This is a genomic window from Paenibacillus planticolens (assembly GCF_013141725.1).
Lineage (GTDB): Bacteria > Bacillota > Bacilli > Paenibacillales > NBRC-103111 > Paenibacillus_E > Paenibacillus_E planticolens.
Genome location: NZ_WHNZ01000017.1, coordinates 57,285 through 79,851, shown reverse-complemented (window position 1 = coordinate 79,851; position 22,567 = coordinate 57,285). Strand labels below are relative to the sequence as shown.

Annotated in this window: 15 protein-coding genes; 9 read left to right on the top strand and 6 right to left on the bottom strand. The window is 51.0% G+C overall.

What is annotated here, in order from left to right; all coding sequences use genetic code 11:
• Positions 1–633: 633 nt before the first annotated feature.
• The 9 genes from ilvB (at position 634) to GC097_RS08980 (ending at position 10,928) form a co-directional block, all read left to right on the top strand.
• Positions 634–2,379: a biosynthetic-type acetolactate synthase large subunit gene (ilvB, locus tag GC097_RS09020; RefSeq protein WP_171683005.1), complete on the top strand. Its 1,746-nt coding sequence runs from the start codon at positions 634–636 to the stop codon at positions 2,377–2,379.
• The gene (ilvN, locus tag GC097_RS09015) at positions 2,376–2,867 is read left to right on the top strand and encodes an acetolactate synthase small subunit (RefSeq protein ID WP_167067652.1); all 492 of its coding nucleotides are present in this window, start codon (positions 2,376–2,378) and stop codon (positions 2,865–2,867) included. The genes ilvB and ilvN overlap by 4 nt, the downstream gene beginning before the upstream one ends.
• A 196-nt stretch (positions 2,868–3,063) precedes the next feature.
• Positions 3,064–4,056, top strand: coding sequence for a ketol-acid reductoisomerase (ilvC, locus tag GC097_RS09010; RefSeq protein ID WP_171683004.1), 993 nt, complete (start codon positions 3,064–3,066; stop codon positions 4,054–4,056).
• A 330-nt stretch (positions 4,057–4,386) separates the two neighbouring features.
• Positions 4,387–5,934, top strand: a complete 1,548-nt coding sequence (locus GC097_RS09005) for a 2-isopropylmalate synthase (protein WP_171683003.1) — start codon at positions 4,387–4,389, stop codon at positions 5,932–5,934.
• Between the two features lie 92 nt (positions 5,935–6,026).
• Positions 6,027–7,223 (top strand): aminotransferase-like domain-containing protein, encoded by a 1,197-nt coding sequence (locus GC097_RS09000; protein WP_171683002.1) that lies wholly within the window; start codon positions 6,027–6,029, stop codon positions 7,221–7,223.
• A gap of 650 nt (positions 7,224–7,873) precedes the next feature.
• On the top strand, positions 7,874–8,953 hold the full coding sequence (leuB, locus tag GC097_RS08995; RefSeq protein WP_171683001.1) for a 3-isopropylmalate dehydrogenase: 1,080 nt from the start codon (positions 7,874–7,876) through the stop codon (positions 8,951–8,953).
• Positions 8,954–9,139: 186 nt separating this feature from the next.
• Positions 9,140–9,484: a hypothetical protein gene (locus tag GC097_RS08990; protein WP_216625722.1), complete on the top strand. Its 345-nt coding sequence runs from the start codon at positions 9,140–9,142 to the stop codon at positions 9,482–9,484.
• A gap of 430 nt (positions 9,485–9,914) precedes the next feature.
• Positions 9,915–10,463 (top strand): peroxiredoxin, encoded by a 549-nt coding sequence (locus GC097_RS08985; RefSeq protein WP_047681044.1) that lies wholly within the window; start codon positions 9,915–9,917, stop codon positions 10,461–10,463.
• An 81-nt stretch (positions 10,464–10,544) separates the two neighbouring features.
• A complete protein-coding gene (locus GC097_RS08980; RefSeq protein WP_171683000.1) occupies positions 10,545–10,928 on the top strand; it encodes a glycine cleavage system protein H in 384 nt (127 codons plus the stop codon).
• A 340-nt stretch (positions 10,929–11,268) separates the two neighbouring features.
• On the opposite strand, the gene GC097_RS08975 is transcribed toward GC097_RS08980, so the two are convergent.
• The 6 genes from GC097_RS08975 to GC097_RS08950 form a co-directional block, all read right to left on the bottom strand.
• Positions 11,269–13,233, bottom strand: a complete 1,965-nt coding sequence (locus GC097_RS08975) for a glycoside hydrolase family 15 protein (protein WP_171682999.1) — start codon at positions 13,231–13,233, stop codon at positions 11,269–11,271.
• A gap of 151 nt (positions 13,234–13,384) precedes the next feature.
• Positions 13,385–16,306: a 1,4-alpha-glucan branching protein domain-containing protein gene (locus GC097_RS08970; protein WP_312875643.1), complete on the bottom strand. Its 2,922-nt coding sequence runs from the start codon at positions 16,304–16,306 to the stop codon at positions 13,385–13,387.
• Positions 16,307–16,359: 53 nt separating this feature from the next.
• The gene (locus GC097_RS08965) at positions 16,360–16,917 is read right to left on the bottom strand and encodes a DUF4912 domain-containing protein (protein WP_312875638.1); all 558 of its coding nucleotides are present in this window, start codon (positions 16,915–16,917) and stop codon (positions 16,360–16,362) included.
• Between the two features lie 111 nt (positions 16,918–17,028).
• Complete coding sequence (locus tag GC097_RS08960) at positions 17,029–17,241, bottom strand: hypothetical protein (RefSeq protein ID WP_216625716.1); 213 nt, start codon at positions 17,239–17,241, stop codon at positions 17,029–17,031.
• 74 nt (positions 17,242–17,315) lie between these two features.
• Complete coding sequence (locus tag GC097_RS08955; RefSeq protein WP_171682995.1) at positions 17,316–19,724, bottom strand: sugar phosphate nucleotidyltransferase; 2,409 nt, start codon at positions 19,722–19,724, stop codon at positions 17,316–17,318.
• Positions 19,725–19,736: 12 nt separating this feature from the next.
• Positions 19,737–22,559, bottom strand: coding sequence for a 1,4-alpha-glucan branching protein domain-containing protein (locus GC097_RS08950; protein ID WP_171682994.1), 2,823 nt, complete (start codon positions 22,557–22,559; stop codon positions 19,737–19,739).
• Positions 22,560–22,567 lie beyond the last annotated feature (8 nt).

Here is a 22,567-nt window from a genome sequence, read left to right as displayed (position 1 = left end):
GCTTGTCCCCGTAAGGGGGCAAGCTTTTTTATTTTGGATTGGGGTGAGCGCAGCGTACCCATTGGTTATGCGGCCTTTGAATCGAGGCGAGCTCAAGATGAGCATGTCCTAAGCCTACTGGCAGAAGCCTTTATTTCCTGAATTGATGATATATTCCCTCAATTCCGCTTCTTTTATTTTTTCTGCTATTGACTAATGCTTCGGGGATGCATATAATAATCTCTAAATCATCTTATCTGATGATCTACACGAATGAATCGGCTATGAAGAGGAAGAAGTCATAAGGGCACTTATGCGCAGAGAGCGTTGGGCTTGCTGAAACCATCGCCTTAATCCCTTACGTACGAAGTCACCTCGGAGCTGTTTTCCTGAAACTTACGGCATTGGCTGCAAGCGTAGGGAGAATCGGAAAAGCACACGTTATCGTGCTGAGGGTATTGTTCTTTTCGAACATACCTGCTAAGGCTATGTGCTGTGAGGCGCGTAGCAAATTTGGGTGGTACCACGGAAGCTTAAACCCCTTTCGTCCCGTTTAGCACGCTATGTGCGTGTGCGGGATGAACAGGGGTTTTTCTTATTGTCTAAGAAAGCTCGAGGCATGACATGAACTTACTTTTTGAGAGGAGGATCACAATGAATGTTCAAACTGAACCAAAGAGGTCAAAAGAAGAACTGATTGACAAGCTGATGAAACCGGACCTGATCACAGGCTCCGAAATTCTGCTAAGAAGCCTATTGCTGGAGGGTGTGGACTGCGTCTTTGGATATCCGGGCGGCGCTGTTTTGTACATCTACGATGCGATGCATGGCTTTTCCGATTTTAATCACCTGTTAACAAGACATGAGCAAGGAGCCATTCACGCAGCCGATGGATATGCACGTTCCACAGGCAAGGTTGGCGTATGTATCGCTACATCAGGGCCGGGGGCTACGAACCTCGTCACTGGGATAGCTACCGCATATATGGATTCCGTTCCGCTCGTCGTTATAACAGGGAATGTTGCAACAAACTTTATCGGTACGGACGCTTTCCAAGAAGCAGATATTACGGGGATTACAATGCCCATTACGAAACACAGCTACTTGGTTCGAGACGTAAACGATCTGCCGCGCATCATTCATGAAGCGTTCCATATTGCGAACTCAGGTCGTAAAGGTCCGGTTCTCATTGACATACCAAAGGATGTCTCCGCTCATAAAACGATATTTAAACCGGTATCGGATGTAAACATCCGCGGCTACAATCCAACGGTGCAGCCGAACAAGCTGCAAGTCGACAAGCTGCTGAAAGCGATCGAAGAAGCAGAGCGTCCGGTGATCATTGCAGGAGGCGGCGTTGTTTACGCAGACGCATCCCAAGAATTGATCGAGTTCGTGAATGCTACGCAAATTCCGGTGGCAACGACGTTGCTCGGACTCAGCGGCTTCCCAAGCGCACACGAGCTATGGCTCGGCATGCCGGGGATGCACGGAACATATACAGCGAACACTGCCATTCAGAATGCGGACCTCCTGATTTCCATCGGTTCGAGATTCGATGACCGTGTGACGATGAACTTGAACGGTTTTGCTCCTAGGGTGAAAACAATCGCTCATATCGATGTGGATCCTGCGGAAATCGGCAAAAACGTGAAAACCGATATCCCGTGCGTCGGCGATGTGAAAGCTGTTCTGGCTTTGGCCAATCAAAAAGCTAAGCCTGCGAAGAGCGCAGCATGGATTGCTGAAGTTCAAGCGAACAAAGAGAAGTTCCCGCTGAAATACGGCGACACGGAAACAGAACTGAAACCGCAATTCGTTGTTGAAATGATTAGCGAGACGACGAAAGGCGAAGCGATCGTAACAACGGACGTCGGTCAACATCAAATGTGGGCTGCTCAGTTCTACAAGTTCAAAAACCCGCGCTCTCTGGTAACTTCCGGCGGACTCGGTACGATGGGCTTTGGCTTCCCTTCCGCGATCGGCGCACAAATGGGCAACCCGGATAAACTGGTTGTTTCCATCAACGGTGACGGCGGCGTTCAAATGTGTGCGCAAGAGCTTGCTATCTGTGCAATTAACAACATCCCGGTGAAAATTGTTATTTTGAATAACCAAGTACTCGGTATGGTTCGCCAATGGCAAGAAATCATTTATGATAACCGCTACAGCCATATCGATCTGGCCGGCAGCCCGGATTTCGTGAAACTTGCGGAAGCATACGGCGTTAAGGGCTTGCGCGCAACGACGAAGGAAGAAGCAAGAAAAGTATGGCAGGAAGCACTTGATACACCTGGACCGGTCTTGATTGATTTCGTCGTACCAAAAGGAGAGAACGTGTTCCCAATGGTTAAAGCGGGCGATACAATTAGCGATATGTTAATGGGGGATTCGGAATGACGACAACTAAACATACAGTTTCCGTACTCGTAAACAATCAGCCCGGTGTTCTGCAGCGCGTTTCCGGTTTGTTCGGACGCCGAGGCTTCAATATTGAAAGTATTACGGTAGGGGAGTCCGAAGAACTCGGACTTTCCCGGATGGTTATCGTAACAACGGGGGATGACAGCACGCTGGAGCAAATCTCCAAGCAGCTGTACAAGTTGATCGACGTTATCAAAGTGGTCGACCTCAGCTCAAACCCGATGGTAGCCAGAGAGCTTGCACTCATTAAAGTAAATGCAGAACCTATCATGCGTCCTGAAATTCTCGGAATTGTTGAAACATTCCGTGCAGCGGTTGTCGATATTGGCCCAGCGTCAATTATCGTGCAAGTTGTGGGAGATTCAGATAAAATAGATGCAATGGTAGAATTGCTTCGTCCTTATGGCATTCGTGAACTTTCCCGTACGGGAGCAACGGCCATGATTCGGGGCTCAGTTAGATAAATCATCAAATACAGCAATGTGAAAAAGTAGGCAAGCCTCCTTGAGTGGGGCTTTGAGCGGTGGACTCTTTAGCGCTTTAAAAGGCTGGTCGTTGACCTGGTCAACTGTCCGACCAAGCAGCAGGGGTAACCGTTGAAACACCCACTCAAGGGGTAGACAATACGGATTCATCATATCAAAGGAGGATTTATACGAAATGGCAGTTACTACTTACTATGAAAAAGATGCAGACTTAGCGGTACTTAAAGGTAAAACAATCGCAGTGGTTGGGTATGGTTCCCAAGGGCACGCACAAGCACAAAACTTGCGTGACAGCGGATTGAACGTAATCATCGGTCTTCGTGAAGGCCGTTCTTGGAACGCAGCTAAAAATGACGGTTTCGAAGTGGTATCCGTTGAAGAAGCAGCAGCACGCGCTGACGTGATTCAAATCTTGATGCCGGATGAAACACAAGCTCGCGTATACCGTGAGTCCATTCAACCGAACATGAAAAAAGGCGCAGCCTTGATGTTCTCCCACGGTTTCAACATTCATTTCGGTCAAATCGTAGCTCCTGAAGGTACGGATGTATTCTTGGTTGCTCCTAAATCCCCAGGTCACATGGTACGTCGTACTTATGTTGAAGGCTTCGGCGTTCCTGGCTTGATCGCGATCGAGAAAGACGCTACTGGCAACGCGAAAGCAATCGGACTTGCTTATGCAAAAGGTATCGGCTGTACGCGTGCAGGGGTTATCGAAACTTCCTTCCGCGAAGAGACAGAAACTGATTTGTTCGGTGAGCAAGCCGTTCTTTGCGGTGGTGCGTCTGAACTTGTTAAAGCAGGTTTCGAAACTTTGGTTGAAGCTGGTTATGCACCTGAAATGGCTTATTTCGAGTGCTTGCACGAACTGAAATTGATCGTTGACATGATGTATGAAGGCGGAATCTCCTCCATGCGCAGCTCCATCTCCAACACAGCGGAGTATGGTGACTATGTAACAGGACCTCGCATCATTACAGCTGAAACGAAAAAAGAAATGAAAGCTGTTCTTACAGATATCCAACAAGGTAAATTCGCTCGCGACTTCATCTTGGAAAACCAATCCAACTTCGCGTTCATGAACGCGACTCGCCGCAACGAAGCTCAACACCCGATCGAGGTTGTTGGTGCCGAATTGCGTGAAATGATGCACTGGATCAAAAAGTAATGTAACGCTTTATTGAATCATATAGTTATACATCCCACAGGGAGTGAATGAGGAGAATTTCCCAGTCACTCCCTGTGAATACTATTTAGACGAGTAAAAATTTATCTGTAAATTTTTAAAACCTTCTTGGAATTGCTCAGTGGAGGGCTCAGTGTTTGTCGGAGAAGCGAAGCGTTCGTATTTGAAAACATGTCCCAACCTTTTGTTTAATTTAGATGAGGGGACAAGTTTTCAAGAAACGATCGGAGACAAATGCTGAAGAACGGAACGGTCGGCAGTTTGAAGTAGGTTTTAATCCATTTGCTAGAAATCTTTTAGGAGGTGACCATGGTGCGCAAAATCTACATCTTTGATACAACGCTCAGAGACGGAGAACAATCGCCAGGCGTGAACCTGAACACACAGGAGAAGGTCGAAATCGCGCTTCAACTTGAGAAGCTGGGTGTCGATCGGATGGAGGCCGGCTTCCCGGCTGCATCACCTGGTGACTTGGCAGGCGTTAATGCCGTAGCGAGAGCCGTTAAGAACGCCTCAGTGATCGGCCTGTCCCGCTCGAAAGAGACGGACATCGAGGCCGTTCGCGAAGCGCTGCAGGGCGCTCAGGACCCATGTATTCATTTATTTTTGGCAACGTCCCCGATCCATCGGAAGCATAAGCTGAAGATGGAGAAGCACCAAGTGCTGGAGACCGCGGAAGCCGCGATTAAATATGCGAAGAAGTATTTCAGCAAAATCGAGTTTTCACTCGAGGATGCCGGCCGCACGGAGCTCGATTTCATCGCGGAAGTGACGGCAATGGCTATCCGTGCCGGGGCTTCGGTTGTGAATATTCCAGATACAGTCGGTTATATGACGCCGTACGACTACGGGAATATTTTCAAAATGCTGAAGGACACTGTCCCAGGCATTGAGAAAATCCAGCTGAGCGCACACTGCCATGACGACCTTGGCATGGCGACAGCCAACGCGCTAGCGGCGGTATTGAATGGTGCCGACCAAATCGAAGGCACCATCAACGGCATTGGCGAGCGAGCAGGGAACACCTCGATCGAGGAAGTCGTGCTGGCGCTGGAAACACGCCAGGACTTCTACCAAGCGAAAACATCGCTTGTATTGAACGAGATCTACCGCACCAGCCGTTTGGTCAGCAAGCTGACCGGCATGGTGGTGCCAGGCAATAAAGCGATCGTCGGCGCTAACGCGTTCGCACATGAGTCGGGCATCCATCAGGATGGGATGCTCAAAGAGAAAACGACCTACGAGATTATTTCCCCGGAAACCATTGGGGTCAAGGAAAGCAAGCTCGTGATGGGCAAACACTCCGGCCGCCATGCGTTCCGCGAGAAATTGATCGACCTCGGCTACGATTTGGCAGAGGAGCAAGTGAACGCAGCGTTCGGCAAGTTCAAAGATTTGGCTGACCGCAAGAAGCAGGTGGAAGACGAAGATATTCGCGCGCTGATCGAAGAGAAACTGATCGAAACGCCGGAAGTTTTCGCTCTGGGCACGCTTCAAGTGGCTTACGGCAACCAGATGACGCCGACAGCAACCGTGCATGTTCGCTTCCAAGACGGCAGCGAAGTGGCGGAAAGCGCTGTGGGCAACGGTTCTGTCGATGCCATTTACAACGCGATCGATAAAGCGACGAAGGAAGACGTCGAGCTGGATGACTATTCCATTAAGTCCGTTTCTCACGGAAAAGATGCGCTCGGCGAAGTGCATGTCGTTCTGAAACAGAACGATGTGTCCGTTCAAGGACGAGGCATCTCGACAGATATTCTGGAAGCAAGCGCCAAGGCTTACTTGGACGCTGTGAACAGACTCATTGAGAAACGCAAAACCCCAACAAGCAACAGAAGCAATGTTACTTTGATATAATTACTCAGGGTCCAAGGGACTACCGGATAAGCACCTCACCTCCAAACTAGAGGAGGGGTGCTTTCTGCAAATGCGAAAGGATGCGTCCATATATGAAATATCGATTTTCTAAATCGCTAGAAGGCTTCTCATCCTCGGCAGTAAGAGAAATTCTTAAGCTGACACAAGGCTCCTCGATCATTTCTTTTGCCGGCGGATTGCCTGCTGAAGAGTTTTTCCCATTGGACGCGGTGAGTGAGGCGTTTAAACGAGTTGTCGGCGGCGGGAAGTCAGCGCTGCAGTATGGATTGACCGAAGGGTACAAGCCGCTGCGCGAGTCGTTATGCAAACGCATGGCTGCCAAAAATATGATCGTCACACCGGACGAGATGCTGCTGACGACAGGTTCCCAGCAAGCGATCGATTTGTTGACGCGCGTATACATTGATGAAGGCGATGTCATCCTGGTCGAAAGACCGACGTATTTGGCGGCGATTCAAGTATTTCAAGCCAAAGGCGCGAAAATTTATTCGGTCGACAGCGACAACGACGGCATGATTCTCGAAGATCTGGCCGCCAAAGTGGCGCAGCACAATCCGAAGCTGGTTTATGTCATTCCTACGTTCTCGAATCCGGCAGGCCGGGCATGGAGCTTGGAACGCCGTCAAGGCTTGCTGAATATTTGCCGCGAGGCGGATGTGCTTATTCTTGAGGATGACCCGTACGGGGAAATTCAATTTGATGAAAATGAAACCTACCCATCCATCTTCTCGCTAGGCGGTAAAGCCGAAGGCGGGAATGTGGTGTACACGAGCACCTTCTCCAAAACGGTAGCGCCTGCTTTCCGGACGGGCTGGGTGATGGGAGACGAAAACCTGATTCGTCAAATCGCCCGTTTTAAACAATCCGCAGATCTGCACTCCAGTACGATTGATCAGCAAACGCTGTATCATCTGCTAGAGCACTTCGATCTCGATGCACATATTTCTTTAATCCGTGAGCAGTATTTGGATCGGATGAAATTCATGTCAGGCCTTTTGAAGGAATTGAACTGGCCAGGTCTGAAGTGGGAAGATCCGAAGGGCGGCATGTTCATTTGGGTGGAGCTTCCGCCGCATATTCGCGCAGAAGATCTGCTGAAAATTGCGGTAAAAGAAGGCGTGGCTTTTGTTCCCGGCTCCACCTTCTATGCGGAGAATCCGCAGTACAACACCATGCGCCTGAACTACACGCATACAGATCGCGAGAACACAATTCTCGGCATGCAAAAGCTGGCGAAAGCCATGGAATCTTACTTGCAAAGCGTTTAAAAGAATAGGGCTGTCTTGCCGGGTTAAGAATGACCTAGTGGACAGCTCTTTTCTTTTTTCTATGTGAGGATGGAACGAGAAGGAACTATGATCCGTTATTTTCCATGTATCGCACATTTCCTCCGGCAAAGGGGAACTATGATCCTTTATTATATCAATGTTGGGTGCCATTTACGCTTTGATGGGCAAATAAAGCCCTGTAGTTCCGCTTAGCGTCTGAAAGCCGCCCATTTAGCTCAAATAGCGGCCTGTAGTTCCTACAAGCGATATGATTTAAGTAAAAGGTCTGTGCGCGGCCGCCGGCATATCAGGCAAGCAGCACGGTTGACAGAGTTGAAAATAAGCGAGTCGAAAATTGGAGGAGCGCTGGGTGTGCTGACAGGATTGCTGTTGATTGGGCTCGGCGAGTAAGGCTCCGCCTTACCAAAAAACTCGGAGGTTGGGTACTCGATCCAGCCAATTAAAAGGCGGCGGCTCTTCCGGCCGAGCAGCTCGTTCAATGGGTCTTTTTTTGTTATAGGAGAAACCTATTAAAGCAATAGCTTTTATATCTAATGAAAAGGATTATCTTGTGTTACAATGAGAGCATCATATAGTCGATAGAGATGCTTACCTAGCAGCTTTACTATTCTAAGGAGTGAATGACAGTCATGGCAGATGTGAAAAAAATTGCTGTAATCGCTGGAGACGGCATTGGTCCAGAAGTCGTTGCAGAAGCGGAAAAAGTATTGAAACGCACCGAGGAGCTATTCGGTTATCAATTTGAAACCGAGCATGCCTTGTTCGGCGGAATTGCCATTGATGAGACAGGCACACCGCTTCCGGAAGAAACATTGAAGGTTTGTCAATCCGCAGATGCTGTTCTTCTAGGGGCAGTAGGCGGACCTAAATGGGACAACAACCCGAAAGAGACTCGTCCGGAGACTGGTCTTCTCGGGATTCGCAAAGCGCTTGGCTTGTTCTCCAACATTCGTCCGGCGTTCATCTTCGACTGCTTGAAAGAGGCTTCCACATTGAAACCGGAAGTTCTTGAAGGTACGGATCTGATCGTTGTTCGTGAATTGACGGGCGGTATCTACTTCGGTGAGAAATTCCGTCGTGAAACTGCGAACGGTCAAGAAGCGGTAGATACTTGCGCATACAATGTTTCGGAAATCGAGCGTATTGCTCGTCAAGCGTTTGATATTGCACGCACGCGCCGCAAAAAGCTTGCTTCCGTCGATAAAGCAAACGTTCTGGAAACATCCCGCCTATGGCGCGAAACGGTGAACCGCATTGCTGTGGATTATCCGGATGTTGAGCTTGAGCACGTACTTGTAGACAACTGTGCGATGCAGCTGCTTCGCCGTCCGTCCTCCTTCGACGTCATCGTGACAGAGAACATGTTCGGCGACATCCTGAGTGACGAAGCTGCGATGCTGACGGGCTCCATCGGGATGCTGGCATCCGCTTCCCTTGGCGAAGGCAGCTTCGGCTTGTATGAGCCGGTACACGGTTCCGCGCCTGATATCGCAGGCCAAGGAATTTCTAACCCAATCGCAACGATCCTTTCCGTTGCTTTGATGTTCCGCCTGACGTTCGGTTACCACGATGCAGCGGATTCCATCGAACGCGCCGTGAAAGAAGTGCTTGATGCGGGTCACCGCACAGGCGACATCGCCGTCGATAAGAGCAAAGCAATCGGAACGCTGGCTATGGGCCAACTGATTGTTGACGCTATGCGCAAATAATAATAAGAGCTTGCCCGCATAAGCATTCTATGCTTATGTGGGTGAGCTTTTTTTTTGTGGCGCTGGGGTGGGTTTGTTTAGGGCAGGACCAGTGCCAGGACTGGAGGAAGTGCGAGAAGCAGTGAGAGTGTCGGAGTAGGGCCGGAACCAGGGCCAGTTCTAGTGCGAGTGCGAGTGCGAGTGCCAGTGCCAGAAGCAGAGGCAGAAGCAGAAGCAGAAGCAGAAGCAGAAGCAGAAGCAGAAGCAGAAGCAGAAGCAGAAGCAGAAGCAGAACAGTGCCCGTGCCAGAACCAGAACCAGAACCAGAACCAGAACCAGAACCAGAACCAATACCAATACCAGAAACAGTACACAGTGCCAGAACCAGAACCAGAACCAGAACCAAAACCAGAGCCAGAACCAGAACCAGAACCAGAACCAATACCAATACCAGAAACAGTACACAGTGCCAATACCACAACTAGAACCAGAATCAATCCAAGTCCAATTACAAGGAAGGGGCAATCGGATGGAGGGCGCGTTTTCACCTAGAGGTTTTTTAACACCGTAGTCTATATTGCATTTTGCGCAACATAGAAGCGGTCTAATCCATATAATGCCTTCCTTCATTGTACAAAGTGCAATCATTTGAACGTAATAGACCAAAGGAGAACGGTTTCAAGCCAAAATGGTTGTACGAAGTACAATATAGAGGAGCGCCGTGCCCTAAATAGGGCATTAATGTTGTACAAAGTACAACATAGAGAGCCCGCATCGGCGTTGCATGACGGTTTTTCTGCCACTAGGTTAAGGGGAGGAGAACGTCCAAAAGTGCGGAAAAGTGAGCGGAAGATGGCATGTTCAAGGAGCCTCCATATTTTAAAGTAATTATTATGTAGTATGCTGTCTAATTATTGACTTTCATCTACTCGAATGATACCATTTTATACGAATAAGATAGATATTAGGAGGAATCATACACATGGCAGAGCGTTTAGTTGGTAAACAAGCTCCAGATTTTACAATGGAGACAGCTACAGGTGACGGTAAAGAGTTTGGCAAAGTATCTTTGTCAGATTACAAAGGCAAATGGTTAGTATTGTTCTTCTACCCATTGGACTTCACATTCGTTTGTCCGACAGAAATCACAGCGCTTAGTCATGCGGCTGCTCAATTCAAAGAATTGGACACTGAAATTCTTGGCGTTTCTATCGACAGCATCCACACGCACAAAGCTTGGATCAACACACCAATCAACGACAACGGTCTTGGCAAATTGGAGTTCCCGCTTGCTGCTGACATCACGAAATCCGTAGCACGTGACTACGGCGTTCTAATCGAAGAAGAAGGTATCGCGCTTCGCGGTCTGTTCATCATCGATCCAGAAGGCGAATTGAAATATGAAGTTGTTAACCACAACGACGTAGGCCGCAGCGTAGAAGAAACACTTCGTGTCCTTCAAGCGCTTCAATCCGGCGGATTGTGCCCAATGAACTGGAAACCAGGCGACAAAAACCTTGTCGTAAAATAAGCTTTTCATACATAGAGAAGCTCCTCTTAGCTGGCATGCGAATGCGGCGGGGGAGCTTTTTCTTCATGAAGGAGAATGAATATGACCGTACCTACGCATTTGCAGTATACGAGGGATCATTATTGGATACGCCAAGAAGGGAATGAGGCTGTCATTGGCCTGACGGAAACCGGCTTGCTAACGTGGGGGATGGTTTTATTTATCGAGCTTCCGGAGCGCGGCGCGGTGCTGGAGCAAGGCCATTATGCAGGCTCCTTGGAGACCGCCGAAAGCGAGCATGATCTGCTAGCCCCGCTATCAGGCGAAGTCATTGCCGTCAACATGCTGCTGGAACGAGCGACGATGATGCTAATTGAATCGCCGTATGAGAAAGGTTGGCTGTTTCGCATGGCATGCAGCGAGCCGTCGGAGATGGAGCAGCTTTTGGACGCGGGGACGTACGAGGCTGATTATGCATTGGAGTGAGGGAACAACAGGTAGGACCGCAAGACTGCTTTAACAGGGTCTTGCGGTTTTTTGATTGGCGCGGCCTGCTGAAGTCTTACATTGGACGCTTTCCAATGAAGAGTCAAATTCAGGGGCTGAAAAGCCCCTCTCACTGGACGAAATCCAATGTAAGGGGCCCATTTTGTACCATATTAGCCTCAAACGTTGGGCTTCACTGGATTCCGTCCAACAAGAAGCAGATATTACCCGTCTGCAGGGTCATCTCAATGGATCCCGTCCAATGAACCCGGGGCAGCCTGCAAAAAAACCGCAGAGCCAGCACTTTATCCCAAAGTGTCAACTCCGCGGTTCAACATAATTACTGCTTGGCGAGCTGTTTGTACTTGTTCAAGTATTTCACAACGGTGAGCACATAAGTCGCATGCGACCAAGTAAGAGGCGCGACGGAAACCGGATCGCCAGTGAATGGATCCAATTGCTCCGAGAGGACGCCGCTTTCCATGGCGTGTTTGACGACCCATTCCAACGTTTGGCGCGGGGCTTCGAGATCGGCCAACGTTTTGGCATACTCGATTTCCCACTCGGCAATCCAGAGCGTACAAATGATCCAAGGATTGCCCGGCACAGTTTCGATATCGGTAGAGCGTTGGAAGTAATAATCATGATGATAACGGGCGGAACCACCGACGGCTGTTTTGATCGTAAGACCAGCTTTATTCGCTTTCATCGTGCTGACCACACGTTCATCGTCCGCAGGCAGAACTCCGAATTCAAAGATGCCGTAAACGGAGCTTTCCAGCGTCATATCTTTGACCCATTCGCCGTCCTCCATGTACAATCCGCGTACGAACCGGCCTTCCTTCTCGTCCCATAGATGCTTGAGAATACCGGATTTAATTTTCTCAGCTGTATGCTTGTATCGGTTGCTGCGCTCTTCATCCCCGAAAAGATTGCTAAAGTTCGAAGCCGCAATCAGTCCGCCATATACAGCTGATGCCGTAAACGTGTAAATCCCGTAGCGCTCTTCCCACAGATCGTAGCTCGGCTTAGGCAGATTCAATTCCTGATCAATGTAAGTGGACATGAATCTGGCTGCTCTGCGGATGAGGTTGCGGTAGAGCGATTGCGCAAATTCCAGGCTTCCATTTTTCTGGAAATCTGCCCAAAGCGCGAATAACACAAGGGCCGTTTCATCTTCTTGAATCGGGAGCTGGACCCGTCCGGAATGGATGTAAGGATGCCAGCTGGAGCCCACGGTGCCGTCCGGATTGTATTTATGATGGAGGTAACCTTCAGGTGACAGCACGTTCGCACAGAAATTGAAGAAAGGAATAATCATTCCTTGGTAGCCCGCCATCGACATGGAGTAAGCAATTAAAGCACCGTCGCGAGGCCACATGTAGCTGTAATGATCTCGATTGCTCTGCATGATGTCAGAATCGTTGGCGGCGATAATGGCGCCGTTCACATCGGTTTGCGTCCTGACGAGCAGCAGGCTTTGTTTAAATAGGCGCTGTACATCCGCATTCAAGTCGTAATAATCGCGCTCAATTTTATTGGCCCACCGCTGCCAGTAGACCGTTACGCGGTCCAAAAGCTTCCCGGGGTGGCTGTCTTTGACATACGCATCAAGCTTCTTAACTTCTTCCAGATTCTTGCCTGCTCCCATCCAGTAGTAGAGCGTTTGGTTGGCGTTAGGCGGCACGAAGAGTCGAAACGAGATCGTACTGTCAACAGAGCCCTGCGCGATGGCATTGCCCATCAAATGCCCGTCTTCCGCGTCGCGCCACGTGCCTTCGGCGTTATAAAATCTTTTGACACCTGTAGAGTATTGAAAAATGCCTTCTGTTCCCGTACTGCCGTTGAACATGAAATATCTGTCTTTTTTATAGTGGAATACCGTATTCGTGAGCGGATAGAAGGCAGCGGTATCGCCAACCTCGGTCTCATTAATGAGCAAGTCTTGGTTAAAGAACATTCTCACTTCGCGAACGGTAGATTTGTGATTCGTAATTTGAATGCGCTTGATGTAGATATCCTCACGCTGATGTACGCCGTCATTCATAAGCAAGGTGACGCCAAGACCGGGATGCGTAGCGGTCACTTCCGTGACGAGAGAATCCTCCACATAACCAAGTTTGAACTGCCACTCGGGGGAATTCAGCCAGGCAAAGTCACCGTCGACCCAAATACCTACACGGCATTGATAGCCGCCAATATGATTAAGCTGGCCTACGAAAGGATAGTACAGATCTCGCATGTAGGAATGCTGATCGAGGTTAATAAGAAATTTTCCGTTTCCGATGACCAGATGTCTAGGCAATACAATCACTTCCCCACTCGTTGTTTAATTGTCGATTTCAGATAAAGGCCTGCCAATAGGTTACCTAATAATTACCAAGGAATCAATGATTCTTTGAAAAAATTCTGAAAATTTCGACTGGGCACGCTTTCAATTGGCATAGTTACCCATATTATTTGATTATTTCCTTTTGATGCAGGAATATACCTGATGGCTCTTCATGAGCGCTGATCAATGTCGCATAAGTAGATAACGTTATGGCGCCGATTTGCTCCCACCCAAAGCGGTCCCTTACTTTGATTAAAGCGTCCGCAGCGAGTTCGGCGGCAGCAGCGGGATTTTGTAAAAGCTGCACGATGTGCGAAGCCAGCAGGCCTACATCCCCCGGAGGCACCTTGTACCCGTTAATGCCATGCTCCACGATGCCCGACAGACCTCCCGTATCCGATACGATCAGCGGCGTGCCGCTGGCCATCGCTTCCAAAGCAACAAGGCCGAACGGTTCATACAGGCTTGGGAAAACACAGAGATCTGCTCTATGCAAAAGCAGGCTTTTGTCGGTTTCACCCAAAAATCCGGTGAAGCGGATATGGTCGCCAAACGGAGCGGCAAGCTGCTGGAGCGCCTCTAGCTCAGGGCCTGTGCCGGCAATAACCAGACGAGCGGCAGGACATTCCTTGAGCACGGTCTGCATGGCGGATATAAGGATGTGCACGCCTTTCTCATAGACTAGCCTTCCGAGGAAAGCAAGGATGGGAGGGAGCGCATCACCAGGCGAAACCGAAGAGAGCGAAAGCGCTTGAGAAAGCTTCCGGTTAGATGTCGAGTCGCAAGCGGCAGGTACCCGAAAGGGCATAACGCCATTAGGGATATGGGTCATTTTATGAAAAGGAATATGAAAAAGGTGCATGACCTCTTGCTGCATGTAAGGGCTGCAGACCACGACGTGATCGGCTTCGTTTGCGAGCTTATGTTCTAAAGCGTGTATGCGTTTTTGTACAGGTGTGTCGAGCTTACCCATATTGCGCCCGGATTCGGTCGCGTGAATCGTAGCCAGAAGCGGGAGCTGCAGGGCATCCTTGCACTCTTTGGCGGCATAATACACAAGCCAATCGTGCGCATGAACGATATCGAATTGTACACCTTGAGCGCATAAGCGCAGGATTTTGTCGGAAAAGGCTAGATTCATCTGAAACACCCAGTCCAGGAAATGAAGGGACTCCGGAGTGGAAAGCACTTCAACACGATGAACATGCACACCATCCAGCCGCTCATAAGGCGAACAATCGGGTGCAAGGCAGGTAACGACATGAATCTCATGGCCGGCGGCGGCAAGCTGTACGGATAAGTCGTTGACGGCTCTGGCAAGACCTCCGATGACATGGGGCGGATATTCCCAAGCAAGCATGAGAATGCGCATGGGCGGTACAGTGTCGGGTTGTGATGGAACAGGAGTCGAAAGCTCACCTGAAGAATCACGAAAAAAACTTACAGCAGCAGGCTGATAAAGACGGTAATGGACTTCCGGCAAAAAAGGGGATTTCCGCTCTAAGGCTGTCACAAGTTCAGAGAGCTTTCTGATTGAAAAAATGTCCGTATCGTTTTCAAATGTGTCTAACAATTTATGGAAAGACGCGATATGCGTCTCAATGCGTTTCACCGCATAATGGGTCACCGTCTCAGCGTCCAGAATAAATGTCCAGTCGCTGCTTTGCGCGAGCATCAGCTCCCGCGCGGCTTGATTCAGCGCACGGATCTGCAGGGGGCTGAGCAGCTCGGTTTTGCGGTGTTTGAGCGCAGCAAGCACCAGCCGATCCTCCGCAGCGTGCAGCAGCGGATGCACCCACTGGCTGCGCGGCTGCAGCCAGACCTCGGCGTAGCCGCCGCGGCCCCAGCTCGACTCCGGCAGCACGGCTGCCGGAGTCGGCGCATGGGCGGCCGCGTAGCCGCCTAGTGTCGTCGCAGACACGACGACACGATCGCTGCGCGCAGCCGCAAGGCCGCGCAGCACTGCCTCCAACCACTGGTGGCCTTCGTGCCACCAGTGTCCGAACAGCTCGGCATCGTATGGACATACGATGACCGGCGGCTGAGGCGGCTGCGCTGCACTGCCGCCAACACCCGCCTCGCGCTCCTCCGCGAGGCGGCGAAGCTGCGCCACCCGGCTGGCGACGAAATGCTCAGCATGCTGCTGAGCTTTCTGCGCGGCCTGCGCCGGGTGGTAGGGCGCTTTGGCGTCACCCGTGCCGGTGACGCGGTAGTACTTGAAGCCCGTATGAATGCGTGCGCCGTCCGGCAGCACATAGGGCTTCAAGTACTCCCACTCGGCGCCGCCGTTTGCGCCGAGGTCGAAGCCGATATCGCGGTAATACTCGCGATAGTCGGGGTCGCCCGGGTAGCCGCTTTCGGCGCTCCATACTTGAGCGCCGGCATCAAGGTCCCGGGCAAAGGCGCATGCGCCGCTTGGCGTGCGCAGCGGAACGCTTGTTGGCGCTCCGGCATACGCATGCGCATCAACAACGAAATAGCGAAGCCCCAGCGCCTCCAGGTGGGGCTCCACCGCAGGCGTATAGCCGCACTCGGGCAGCCAGATGCCGGCCGGAGCGGACCCGAAGTGCCGCCGGAATTCCTGGACGGCGGCTTCAAGCTGCGCGCGCAGTGCGGCGTCATTCTTGACCAGGGGCAAGAAGGCATGCGTTGCGGCGCACGTGATGAGTTCTAAGCAGCCTGAGCTTCTCAGACTACGGAATTTACCGATCAGATCGCCACGCAGGCGATCGTACAAAGCGAGCAGCCGATGATAGCGATCGGCGTAAAGCCTCGCCGTAGCGCCGAATTCGGCATGCCCCCATAAGCGGATGACTTCGCGCTGCGCCAGCTCGCACAGGGAGGCCAGATGCTTGCGAAGCCTCTTCTGTAAGCCGGCATCCTCCAACATGGCGAGCAGCGGAGGAGATAAGGATAAGGTCAGCGCATAGGGCACGCCCTCCTCCAGCAGTCGATCCATCATTTCGATCAAAGGGAGATAGCTGTCGACGACCGCTTCAAAAAACCAACGTTCTTCCAAAGTGATGTCGGCTTCATCATGACGCACGTAAGGGATATGGGCATGCAGTAGCAAAGCAACATAACCGTGTACGTTTGTGCTCAATCAATATCGCCTCCGAATTCCGTATTTGCCGGGAATGCGCTCTTGGGTAGGTACACGCTGTAGGCAGAGAAATGCTCATATGTTTTAGATGTTACCAGCTCAATGGAAACGGCGGTAGGCCGGTAAGTAACAAGGTTGTTCGGTGTGAGTTCGTTTGAAGGAATTTCTTGATTCGTATGTATATGGGGAGTCAGAATCGTATTAGAACGCAGCAGCGGGAGAAAATGTCCCTGATCATTCTTAATGCCGAGTTCAGCGAAGTAGTGCCGTCCGGACAGAAAACCGCTTAGGAAGCAGCATGGACCTGGGGGAAGCGGCAGCTCTGAAACGTTAGCCGTTCCATGAGAGCCGGCAGCTTGTTCGGGCGCTTCATAAAAGCGCAAGGTCGGTTGCAGCAGAAGCCAGTCTGTGCCGAAGTGGTCCTGCACCATTTTCATTTTTCTGGAGGAAAGCTGCCAATAGGCAAAAACATGTGCCCATGATTGAACAAGCAAGTGAAGTGTATCCCTGTCATTAGGATGGGCAGAGAGGGCTTGGGTAGGAATCAAACTCACCTTTTCTTTGGGAAATAAGCTGCTTTAGACCTTTGGACAACATTGTAGCATACACGCCCGGGAAACGAAAAATCTCCGCCTTGTCATAAAGGGGAGATCTCCGTATAGGCTTTATTTGATTGGAGACTGGCCTTCCATGTATCGGGTTTCCGTAAGTCTCATTAAAGAATCGTAGCGATTGACGGAGCTTAAAATCAACCGATAGTCATCCGGATTAATATTCGTATAAGATGCCTTGAAACCGGTATGGTATTGAACCGTCATACTGGAAGATTGATCGTCATACTGTACAAAAGCGATCTGCCTGGAAACACTCGGAATCATATTCACGCCGCTCTCCCCTTCATCGTAAGTCTTCGGAAACACCCGCAGTGGATATATCTGTCATATAGTTATGCTTATTGAAGCACATTTAGAATGTGGTTGCGATAGGAATGGACAAGCTGCTGGGCAAGAATGGGATTCGGAGACTGGGCGACAAGCCTGAAAACGGGATCATCGCTATCCGGCAGCAGCAAAATCCAGCCATTGTCATGATAAAACTTGATGCCGTCCACCAAGTCGACAGGTGTATCCTTCGTCCGTTCCATCATGCTGCGCATCACTTCTCCCTTGGCGTCCCAAGGACAATCAATTTGCTCGCGGTGAAGGTAGAAGCTCGGAATCAGAGCGAGCAGCTCCGAGAGCGGTAGGCCGGTTCTGCCCAAATGAAGCAGAACAAGTCCGACGGCAAAAAGCGAGTCGAACAACGGATGCATCCGCGCTTGGGGCGTAGCTTCGAGAATGGAGCGTTCCCATTCCTTGGTGCGAACAATCGTGGCGCCGAGCCCCTCCGCAATGCTTTCAAGAAGCTCAGGTGCGCTGACGGGGGCGCCGATCGTTGCTCCGGGCCGGCTGTGCAAGTAGCAAAGATACAGGAAAACCGTTTGCACATCGGTATCGACGGTCTCTCCCTTCTCCGTCACAAGCTGCAGCGTACGGCCGTCATCCCCGATATGCATACCAAGACTGGCTCCGGCTAGCGATGTGAAAAGGGGGAGAGGCTGCTGGCAATTTGCCGCGGTCACATGAATCGCATCGATCCCCAATTTCTCGAAGAATGGCACGAGATAGGGCTGAAGCCATGTACTGGCTTGGACGACGATCCGCAAAGCCGGTAGTGGCAATGCTTCCCCTTCGTCTGCGATTTCTTCCGCGAGCGTCCTGATATACGTTTGAAACCAGTGCGTTTCGTCTTTATAGCCGCCAAGCTTATTCATGGATGCCCGGCCGTAATCCTCCTGCCAGAAGCTGTTTTCTACTTTGCGCTCGGCGGATCTCGGGATAGGCAGTCCCTCTGCGTCCATACATGCCAAGTGGCAATGCTCGTCCTCTTGGCCTGACCACTCCAGATGGATGCCTCCTGCCGCACCTAAGCGGCGAATGGCGAACGAAGCCGCCGGAACCAAACAATCGCCCAAATCGATGACTTGCGTGCCGACAGATTGCAGACTTGCTGTCAAGGCGCGCTTTAGCAGCCGGGTGAAGCCGTGTGGGGCGCAGCTTACGGTCAGCGTTTTGCCGGCGGCCAAGGTTGCTCCGTAGGCTGTGCCGAATTTTGCGGTCATCTCGGGCGTTATTTCCAGATTGGGAAGACCGCTTACTCCGCGAGTTTTGAATAACGTTTTGGCCGCATGCTCCCCCCATATATAAGAAGTATGAAGGCGGGACTTGTCGCGGATTTGTTTATGAGGCCAAATTTTCACGTTAGGTTCAATGCGGCTCTTCTCCCCGATAACGACATGATTGCCGACGACCGAACCTTCTCCCAAATACGATGCCTCTTTACAAACAATGCGGCTGGTCAGTGTGGAGCCGGCCAACTCGTTGTTTGGCGCGATATGATTATGGTCCCATAACACACTGCGCGTAAGCTTGCTGCCCTTGGCTAGGCGGTTATTCTCGCCCAAGATGCAGTATTCCCCAAGCTCTACCTCGTCTTCGAGCTTGCTCCCCTTGCCGATGTAAGCAGGCCCAACGACGCGGGCGGTGTCGCTAGTCTCAACATCATCCGCTATGTACACGTGCGGTCGAATTTGGGTGCCATGAATTTGGAGCCGAACTTTGCCGTCGAGCATATCAAACTGGGTTTGGCGATACTGCTGCAAATTGCCGATGTCCATCCAATAGCCGGGGCTAATGTAGCCATAAAGCCCATTGTTCTCTTGGAGCAAAGTTGGGAAGAGCTGTTGGCTGAAGTCAAATTCTTGTCCCAGGGGCACTCGCTCCAGCGTCTCTGGCTCCATAATATAGATACCCGTATTTACCGTGTCGCTAAACACCTCACCCCAGCTTGGTTTCTCCAAAAACCGGGTAATCCGCCCATCCTGATCGGTCATGACAACGCCGTATTCGAGCGGGTGGGGGACACGGGTCAGGAGCAGCGTGGCCTTGGCTTGTTTTTCTTTATGAAAAGCAAGTGCTTGCTCCAAATCGAAATCGGTTAGAGCATCCCCGCTAATGACCACGAAGGTATCGTCCAGAAAATCGTGTGCCTGTTTGACACTTCCGGCCGTGCCGAGCGGACTCGTTTCTTCAAAATAGTGAAGATTCACGTTAAAAGCTTCTCCGTCGCCAAAAAAGTCGCGTATGACTTCAGGTTTATACTGCATCGTGACCGCGATGTCATGAATGCCGTGTTTTTGAAGCAGTTCAATAATATAAGCCATGCACGGTCTTCCCAGGAGAGGCACCATGGGTTTGGGAAGATGGCAAGTAAGGGGCCGAAGCCGCGTGCCTTTGCCTCCAGCCATAATAACAGCCTTCATAGTGGGGCCTCCTTAAATGTGAATGTCGGATAAATCATAGGTCAGCTGGCGGTACTCCTCCTGAATATGTGCAGCGATTTGGCTCCATTGGTAGTTTGTTTGAAGCCATTGGTAGGCGTTTTCGGCCATTTTGGCGGCCAACTTCGGATTTAGGAGCATTTCGGTAATATGCCAAGAGAGTGAATCGGTGTGTCCCGGCAAAGCCTTGTACCCATCCACGCCATGCCGAATGATCTCGGCCAGACCGCCTGTATCAGAGAGCACGATCGGTTTGCGGTAAGCCATCGCTTCCAAAGCCACAATACCGAAAGGTTCATATAAGCTGGGAATGACACAAACGTCTGCGCTTTGGTAGAGCTGAACGCGGTAGTTGTCATCAATAAAACCGGTAAACAAGACGCGATCTCCCAAATGAGCCGCTTGCGTCCGCAGTTCAGCTTCCATCGGCCCTGATCCAGCTATAACGAGCTTGGCGTGCGGCACCAGAGACAGGATGTTCGGCATGGCGCCTATGAGCGTGTGAATGCCCTTTTCAAAAACAAGCCTGCCGATATAGAAAATGACTTTATCCTGCTTCATAAGCTCATGAGGCCGTTTCGAAGCTGCCTTACCGGATGACGGGGGGAGCTGAATCCCGTTCGGATGAACAGCGACTTTATCCGCAGGCAGGCTGAATATGCGTACAACTTCATCTTTCATGTAGGAGCTGCATACAAAGACGCGATTAGCCTCGTACGTCAGCTTCCATTCGATCTGATGAATTTTCCGCTGCAAGTCCGTATGCAGGTTTCCTTGATTTCGTCCCCACTCCGTGGCATGGATTGTGGCAAAGAGCGGGATGCCATAGCTCATTTTTATTTCCCTTGCGGCGTGGAAGACCATCCAATCGTGCGCATGCAAAAGGTCGATGCGTCCGCCGTTTTCTTTCCATTTGACCAGATGGTCGGTCATCGCAAGATTCATTTCGAAGGTCCAGTGATAAAAAGAAGTGTCGCCGGAATGCAGAACAGGCAATCTATGGACATAAACGCCGTTCTTTTTCTCAAAACCGGGCGCGCCTTCACACGAAGTCGTGATGACATGGACGATTTCTCCGCGAGCGGCAAGCGCCTCGGATAGTTCATGGACGGCTCTGGATAAACCGCCGACCTGCTTGGGCGGATATTCCCAGGCCAGCATGAACACGTTGGGACGGTGCTTAGTCTCCTCTTGCAACGTTTCCCATTCACTCCAGCTTGGAAGAATAGGCACGGGTGAAGGGGGAGAGAAGTTGATGAACGTCTCGTACGTGACATCCGGAAGGCAGCGGTCTCTTTCCTCCAGGTCAGCAAGAAGAATCTCATCGACCTCTCCCGCATCCACCTGATCGCATAGCTGATGGAAGCAGCCAAGATGCGTCTTGGTTCGGCGAATCGCACAATCAGCTAAGGACTGCGAGTCCATCATGAACGCCCAATCGCTGCTTTGCGCCAGCATAAGCTCTCTGGCCGCTTGATTCAAAGCTCGCTTGAGCACTTCGACGCTCATGCTGTCAGAAGGGCTGGGGTGCTCCTGTTTTGTTGCCAGCCGGATCATCCGTTCTTCGGCTTCGTGAAGATGGCGGTAGATCCAGTGATTGCTTTCTTGCAGCCATGCTTCCGAACTATGGTTGCGACCTGAACTGGATTCGTTCAACCGGCCGGCGCCCGACGTCGGATATTCCTCCAAGTATTCGCTGGGCGTGACCATTTTGAGCGTCGTCTGATCGAGAAATAGGTTGCGGCAGAGCTGTTCCAGAAAGTGGGGACCTTCATACCACCAATGACCGAACAGCTCCGCAGGATAGGCAGACACGATAATCGGTTTTCGGTCCATCCAGCGCAGCCCCTGCTGCACTTGTTTCTGGCGATGCTGGAGAAAATCTTCGGCATGCTCGGTTGCTTTCGCTAAGGCGAGTGCCGGGTGATAGGGCACTTTGAGGCTGCCATTGCTTGTATTCCGGTCGTATTTGAAGCCAGTACCGCTACCTGCGTAGTAGTCCCGGTAAAGAAAGTCGCTGCTGTAGCCATGCTCGGCGGAAGTTACTTGCTGAGCGGATTCCGGATCGCAAGGAAAGGCGGTCAAGCCATGTGATGCTGCCATCAGAGGCGCTAACAGCCCGCGATGGGGCTGCGGGGAAGCAAAAGCAACAGCCGTCCAATCTGTGAAAACATATTGAATTCCAGCCTCGTCCAGCACGCGCTCAATCCCTGGCGTATAGCCGCATTCGGGCAGCCAGAAGCCGCGCGGCTTTCGATCGAAATAACGCTCATATTCTTTGACGGCCGTCAAAATTTGCGCACGGATGGACTCCTCCGTTTTCAACAACGGCAGATAAGCGTGGGTCGCGGCGGAAGGTACAATTTCAATTTGTTCCAACGCTTGATAGTGTTTAAAGGCAACAATGATATTACCGTTATAGCTCTCATACAGTTTCTGAAGCTCTTGGAATCTCTGCGAGTAATGTTTGGCAAGCGGAAGGAGAACGGGGTCCTTATGTAAACGAACCTGTTCGCTGTCTGCTAGCGCGATAAGCTCGCTTAGGTAAGTGCGATACTTGTCTTGCAGGAGCGGATCGCTGAACAGGGATAAGAGAGTCGGAGTCATGGAGAACGTTATGCGGAAATCGATCTGATCCTGCGATAGATGATGCATAACTTCCAACAATGGTAAGTACGTTTCTGTCATGGCTTCAAAAAACCAGCGATCCTCCCGGTCTGCATCGTGTTCCTGATGGCGGATGTAGGGAAGATGAGCATGCAGCACGAGGGCAAAATAGCCCTTAATCTCAGGTTTCGGTTTTATGCGATTAATCAAAGAGAATC